General features: G+C 72.6%; 1 protein-coding gene. It reads right to left on the bottom strand.

From position 1 onward, the window contains the following. The coding region (locus DW298_RS19215; protein WP_205820248.1) for a hypothetical protein at positions 1 to 266 on the bottom strand (266 nt) is incomplete at both ends.

A 266-nucleotide genomic window follows, 5' to 3' on the forward strand; every position in this document is an offset into this window, starting at 1 on the left:
ATCGCGGCGAGGGTGTCGTGCTGCTTCTGCGACCGGGAACGCGGGTCGATCATCCGCCCGGGGTCGCCCGACGGGAGGACATCATCGTCCAGCCCTCTGGTCTCGCCCGCGCCGACCTCGGTGTCAATGCTGGCTTCGGCGCCGGTCCCGGTCCCGGTGCCGATCCCGGCGTCGGTCCCGGCGTCGGTCCCGGTGTCGGTGTCGGTCTCGTCCGAGGGCCGGAACGCGACCCCGGGGACGGGTGGTCCGTCGACTTTCGGGTTCAG

The sequence above is a fragment of the Microbacterium sp. A20 genome (assembly GCF_004794515.1).
Classification (GTDB): Bacteria; Actinomycetota; Actinomycetes; order Actinomycetales; family Microbacteriaceae; genus Microbacterium.